Source organism: Xanthomonas sp. WHRI 10204 (genome assembly GCF_040202875.1).
Lineage (GTDB): Bacteria > Pseudomonadota > Gammaproteobacteria > Xanthomonadales > Xanthomonadaceae > Xanthomonas.
The window spans coordinates 1333881-1340296 of the sequence record NZ_JBEGDW010000002.1; the positions used below are offsets into that span (position 1 = coordinate 1333881).

General features: G+C 66.1%; 2 protein-coding genes. Both read right to left on the reverse strand.

The features are described 5' to 3' along the window. Nucleotides 1–587: 587 nt before the first annotated feature. Nucleotides 588–4667 (reverse strand): phosphoribosylformylglycinamidine synthase, encoded by a 4080-nt coding sequence (gene purL, locus ABQZ00_RS16675; RefSeq protein WP_323538725.1) that lies wholly within the window; start codon nt 4665–4667, stop codon nt 588–590. Nucleotides 4668–5112: 445 nt separating this feature from the next. Further along, complete coding sequence (locus ABQZ00_RS16680; RefSeq protein ID WP_323518945.1) at nt 5113–5916, reverse strand: DsbC family protein; 804 nt, start codon at nt 5914–5916, stop codon at nt 5113–5115. Nucleotides 5917–6416: the final 500 nt, after the last annotated feature.

A 6416-nucleotide genomic window follows, 5' to 3' on the forward strand; every position in this document is an offset into this window, starting at 1 on the left:
GGCTTTATCGAGCGCAGCAGCTCCCCTTCACCGAGATTTACCTTGAAAAATAAGCGCCACCGAGTACTTGGCAGACGTACCGCTTACACTAAATACGTAACGCTAGATGAGTTTATTGAACACCCGAACAACTAAATACGGAGCGCATCACGCACGCAAAAAACCTTTGATGCGAATAACTAGCAACTCTCAACTTTACTTCAAGCAAACCTTATTTTCTTTACGAAACCTGGTCGCAACTGCACAGCCAAGGCGGCATGACCAGGCGCGACACTGTGTCGATCGGCGAGTTACTGGGCCGCGTTGCCGCAACGCACCGCCCGGAACACATGGATGGACCGACCCGTACGCGCCAGCAGCCGGCCAGAACGCACGGGTTACACGCCTCTTTCAGCGACAGCATCGCAGCACCGGTGCATGGCGACGCGCGATGCAACCCAATCCATCCAGACCGTCGCGCAGACACCTTGCGACGCGGTGGCATCAGACCGTGGGCACAAACGAAAACGGCCGTGTGCATCGCTGCACACAGCCGTCAGGGAGACGCGTGACGCGCGCTTAGCGCACGCGGCTCGGGATCACCTCACTCAACCGCACCACACCCGCGCATTACGGAACATCCGCAGCCACGGCGAGTCGTCGCCCCAGTCGGCCGGATGCCAACTCAGGTTTGCCGTGCGCGGCGTGCGCTCGGGATGCGGCATCAGGATGGTGGCGCGGCCATCGGTGCTGGTCAGCCCGGTGATGCCGTCCGGCGACCCGTTCGGGTTGAGCGGGTACTGCGATGCCACCGCGCCGTTGCCATCGATGAAACGCAGCGCCACGCGTGCGGCGGCTTGGTCCACGGCAGTGTCGAACTCCGCACGGCCTTCGCCATGCGCCACCGCCACCGGAATCCGCGAGCCCGCCATGCCGCGGAGGAAGATCGACGGCGACTCCACCACTTCCAGCAGCGCGGTGCGCGCTTCGAACTGCTCGCTGCGATTGCGCAGGAAACGCGGCCAATGCCCGGCACCGGGAATGATGTCCTTGAGCTGGCTGAGCATCTGGCAGCCGTTGCACACACCCAGCGCGAACGTATCGCTACGTGCGAAAAACGCGGCAAACGCATCGCGCAACGCGGTGCGCTCCAGGATCGAGGTGGCCCAGCCGCGGCCGGCGCCCAGCACGTCGCCGTAGCTGAAACCGCCACAGGCGGCGAAGCCGGAAAATTGCGCCAGATCCACGCGCCCTTCGATCAGGTCGCTCATGTGCACATCGAATGCACTGAACCCGGCGCGCTCGAAGTTGTAGGCCATTTCGATCTGCCCATTGACGCCCTGCTCGCGCAGGATCGCCACCTTGGGCCGCGCACCGGTCGCCACGAACGGCGCGGCCACATCCTCGGACGGGTCGAACACCAACGTGGGACGCAGCCCGGGCGCCTGAAAATCGCGCGCCAGCGCGCGCTCTTCGTCGGCACTGTCCGGGTTGTCGCGCAGCTTCTGCATGGCATGGGTCACCGACCACCACGCATCGAACAACTCCTCCCAACGCCATTCCGCCAGCACCCGCCCCTGCCCGCTCACCCGCACGCGCGGCGCGCCGGTGGGACGCGCGATACGCTGCGCGCACTCGGTCAGTGCATGGCGTTCGACCAGATCGGCAAACGCAGCGCGATCTTCGCTGGCGATCTGCACCACCGCACCGAGTTCTTCATTGAACAGGCTGCGGAACGCGTCATCGCCCCAGGCATCCAGCGTGATATCCAGGCCCTGGCGCGAGGCAAAGGCCATCTCGCACAGCGCCGCAAACGCACCGCCATCGCTGCGATCGTGATACGCCAGCAACAGGCCGCTTTCGCGCGCATCGCGGATCAATTCGAAGAAACTGCGCAGCCGTTGTGCGTCCTCCAGATCCGGCACGTCGCCGCCGAACGCCGGCAAGGCCGCATCGTCGGCATACACCTGCGCCAGCACCGACCCACCCAGGCGCTGCTTGCCGCCGCCCAGCCCGATCAACCACAGCTCGCTTTCTTCGTCGTTGCGCAACAACGGCGTCAGCTGCGTCCGCACATCGCCGACCGGCGCGAAGGCGCTGATGATCAGCGACACAGGTGAAACACTTTTCAGCGTTTCACCGGGAATCGGGAATCGGGAATCGGGAATGGAAGAAGCGGAGGGCTCTGGCAGTTCACCATTCCCAATTCCCGATTCCCCATTCCCGGCAACCCACTGCGCCTGCATCGACAGCGAGTCCTTGCCCACCGGCACGCTCAGCTCCAGCGCCGGGCACAGTTCCATGCCGATCGCACGTACCGCGTCGTACAACAGCGCGTCTTCGCCAGCGTGGCCGGCGGCGGCCATCCAGTTGGCCGACAGCTTGATGCTGTCCAGCGACTGCACCGGAGCAGCGCACAGATTGGTGATCGCTTCGCCCACCGCCATGCGCGCGGACGCGGCAGCGTTCAACAGCGCCAGCGGCGTGCGCTCGCCGATCGACATCGCCTCGCCCGAAAACGTCTCGAACCCGGCCAGGGTGATCGCGCAGTCGGCCAGCGGCAGCTGCCACGGGCCGATCATCTGTTCGCGCGCGGTCAAGCCACCCACGCTGCGGTCGCCGATGGTGACCAGAAAACTCTTGGACGCGACCGTGGGATGCGCCAGCACCCGCAAACCGGCCTGCTGCAGATCCAGCGTCGCCGTCTGCAACACCGGCCACTGTGGCGCCGGCGGATGCACCGCATCGCGATGCATCTTCGGCGCCTTGCCGAACAGCACGTCCATGGGCAGGTCGATGGGGAGCTGGGAATCGGGATTGGAGAATCGGGAATGGTTTGAAGCAGCAGCGTCGGCAACCGGCGTGGCGCCGTTGCCGTTGCCGTTGCCGTTGCCGTTGCCGTTGCCATTCCCGATTCCCGATTCCCGATTCCCGGCGTCAAGGACGCCGTATCCCACCACCAGCCGCTCCTCGGCCGTGGCGACGCCGACGGCGGCGAACGGGCAGCGTTCGCGGGCGCAGATGGCGGCAAATTCCTGCAGACGCGCCTGCGGCACGCCCAGCACGTAGCGTTCCTGCGATTCGTTGCACCACAGTTCCAGCGGCGACAACGACGGGTCGTCGCTGAGCACGCGGCCCAGGTCGATGATGCCGCCCACGCCGGAGTCATGCAGCAGTTCGGGAATCGCGTTGGACAGGCCACCTGCACCCACGTCGTGGAACCAGCGGATCGGGTTGTCGATGCCCAGCGCCACGCAGCGGTCGATGACCTCCTGGCAGCGGCGCTCCATTTCCGGGTTCTCGCGCTGCACGCTGGCAAAATCCAGCGCCTCGGCGCTGTCGCCGGCCGCCACCGAACTGGCCGCACCGCCGCCCAGGCCGATCAGCATCGCCGGGCCGCCCAGCACGATCACCGCATCGCCCGGCTGCAAGCGCAGCTTTTCGACCTGATTGCGATCGATCGCGCCCAGGCCGCCGGCCAGCATGATCGGCTTGTCGTAAGCGCGGGTCAGGCCCGGGCCTTCGGCTAGCTCGAAACTGCGGAAATACCCGAGCAGATTCGGCCGGCCGAATTCGTTGTTGAATGCGGCGCCGCCCAGCGGGCCGTCGAGCATGATGTCCAGGGCCGGAGCCATGCGCGGATTCAGCGCGCGCGGCGCTTCCCACGGCTGCGGCAGGGTCGGAATACGCAGGTGCGACACCGTGAAACCAGTCAGGCCGGCCTTAGGCTTGCCGCCGCGCCCGGTGGCGCCTTCGTCGCGGATCTCGCCACCGGCACCGGTGGCCGCACCGGGAAACGGCGCGATCGCGGTCGGGTGATTATGCGTTTCCACCTTGATGGCGAATGCCGACGGCAGCACCGCTTCGCTGCGGTACTGGCCGGTGGCCGGATCCGGACGATAGCGCGCGGCCGGCACGCCTTCCACCACCGCCGCATTGTCGCTGTAGGCCGACAAGGTGTTTTGCGGGGTCTGCTGGTGGGTGTGCTTGATCATGCGGAACAGCGAGCGTTCCTGCGGCTTGCCGTCGATGGTCCAGCTGGCATTGAAGATCTTGTGCCGGCAGTGCTCGGAATTGGCCTGCGCAAACATCATCAGCTCGACATCGGCCGGGTCGCGCCCCAGTTCGGCGAAGCGCTCGCGCAGGTAGTCGATCTCGTCCTGCGCCAGGGCCAGGCCCAGGTCGCGGTTGGCCTGCTCCAGCCCATCCAGTGGCACGCGCCGCAGATGGCCCGGGTCGGGCACGTTGAACAGCGCCTCGGCGGCGGCGGCCGAGCCGAGCAGCGATTGCGTCATCGGGTCGTGCAGCAGCTTGGCCACGGCGCCCCTGGTAGCTGCGTCGTCCGGCCAACCGACCAGATCGATGCGGGTGCCGCGCTCTACGCGCTGGATCGGCTGCCCGGCGCCGCGCACCAGCTCGGTGGCCTTGCTCGACCACGGCGACAGCGTGCCCAGACGCGGCACCACGTAATGCGAGGACGCCTGTTCGTCGCGCGGCGCGGGGTCCGCTTCGGCCTGCAGGATGCGCTGCAAGGTGGCCTGATCGGGCGACTGCCCGGCCTCGGCGCGGATGAAATACACGTGCCAGGCGCCGGTAATGCGCAGCGCGGGGACGAGGGTTTGCAGGCGGGTTTCGAGCCGAGCGCGGCGGAACGGCGAAAGGGCGGAAGCGCCCTCGAGGACCATCATGTCCGGGGAACCGTGTCAGAAACGGGGCCGATCATTGTAGCGGAGGTTGGTCGGTGCGGGCCGGGATTGGGGATTGGGGATTGGGGATTGGGGATTGGGGATTGGGGATTGGGGATTGGGGATTGGGGATTGGGGATTGGGATCTGTGGTCTGTGGTCTGTGGTCTGTGGTCTGTGGTCTGGGTCTGGGTCTGGGTCTGGGTCTGGGTCTGGGTCTGGGTCTGTGGTCTGGGTCTGGGTCTGGGTAGTTGGAAGTCAGCTTCCAGGCTGGATGCTTGCCTGGCATCGCTCCAGTCAGCCACTGACCACTGCCTTTTTCCGCACGGCAATGCCGCTAAAACGACGAAGGGCCGGATGCATGCGCATCCAGCCCTTCCTCAAGCGTGTCCCGTCGTGGCGACGCGCCTTACCGGCGCGCCACTACTGCCAGACTCACATATTCCAGCTTAGCGGCTGCCACCGGCGGTGGTGACGGCGCGCTTTTCCAACGCTTCGCGCAGCTGCGCCGGCGGCAGGTAACCACCCAGCTGGGTGCCGTCGGGCGCAAAGATCGCCGGGGTGCCGTTGACGCCAAGACGCTGACCCAGCGTGTATTCCATCGACACCGGGTTCTTGCAGTCCTTGGCATTGACTGGCTGGCCCGACTTGGCCGCCGTCAAGGCCTGCTTGCGGTCGGCCGCGCACCACACGGCGATCATTTCCTTGTGGTCCTGGCTACCCAGGCCCATGCGCGGGAAGGCCAGATATTCGACCGCGATGCCCTGCTTGTTGAGCTCGCCGATCTCGCTGTGCAGCTTGCGGCAGTAGCCGCATTCCACGTCGGTGAACACGGTGACGGTGTACTTGGGGTTGGCCGGTGCGAACACGATGCGATCGGCCTTGGGCACGGTGTCCAGCTGCTTGCGGCGGTACGCCAGCAGGCCCGGGCTAGCGGCAAACTGCTTGTTCTGGATGTCGAACGGCTGCGCCTGGATCAGGTAACGGCCGTCATCGCTGACGTACAGCACCTGCCCACCGACCACCACCTCGCGGAACCCGGGGAACGGCGCGGCGCCGATGTAATCCGGCTTGAAGTCCGGATCCAGTGCCTTGAGGGCGGCGCCGACGCGCTGATCCACATTGCCAGTCGCGGCGGCGGGGGCAGCGGCGGCTGGCTTGGCGCCGGCGGCGCTTGCCGCAGGCTGCGACGATTGTGCGCAGGCGGTAAGGCTGAGCGCGCCCAGCAGCGCGGCGATAGCAAGACGATACATTCACGCATCCAGTGGAATCGGGGTGACTGGATTCTCGCACAGGGCGGATGAAGCCAGGCAGCGGCCGCGACAGTTTGTTCGTTCGCCGGCCGGTGGGTTCGTGGCGCCTCCAGTGCAGACGAGCGGATTGTTGCGCTTGGCACCGCCAAGTCAGCGTTTGGCGCATTGAAGCGGGATTGGGTGCGGCGGGTTTTTCCTGGCCAACGGCCTCGCGCCCGGGTGCGCTCCTACGTGTGTGATCCATGGCGCTGCGAGGTCAGACGTAGGGCTTTGTCACGCCTGGTGCTGCCAAGGCAGCGCTTAGAGAGCACCGGAGCCGGATTGGATGCGGCGGGTTTTCCTGGCCAACGGCCTCGGGCCCGGGTGCGCTCCTACGTGCGTGACGCATGCCGCAGCGAGGTCAGACGTAGGGCTTTGTTACGCCTGGTGCTGCCAAGGCAGCGCTTAGAGAGCACCGGAGCCGGATTGGATGCGGCGGGTTTTCCTGGCCAACGGCCGTC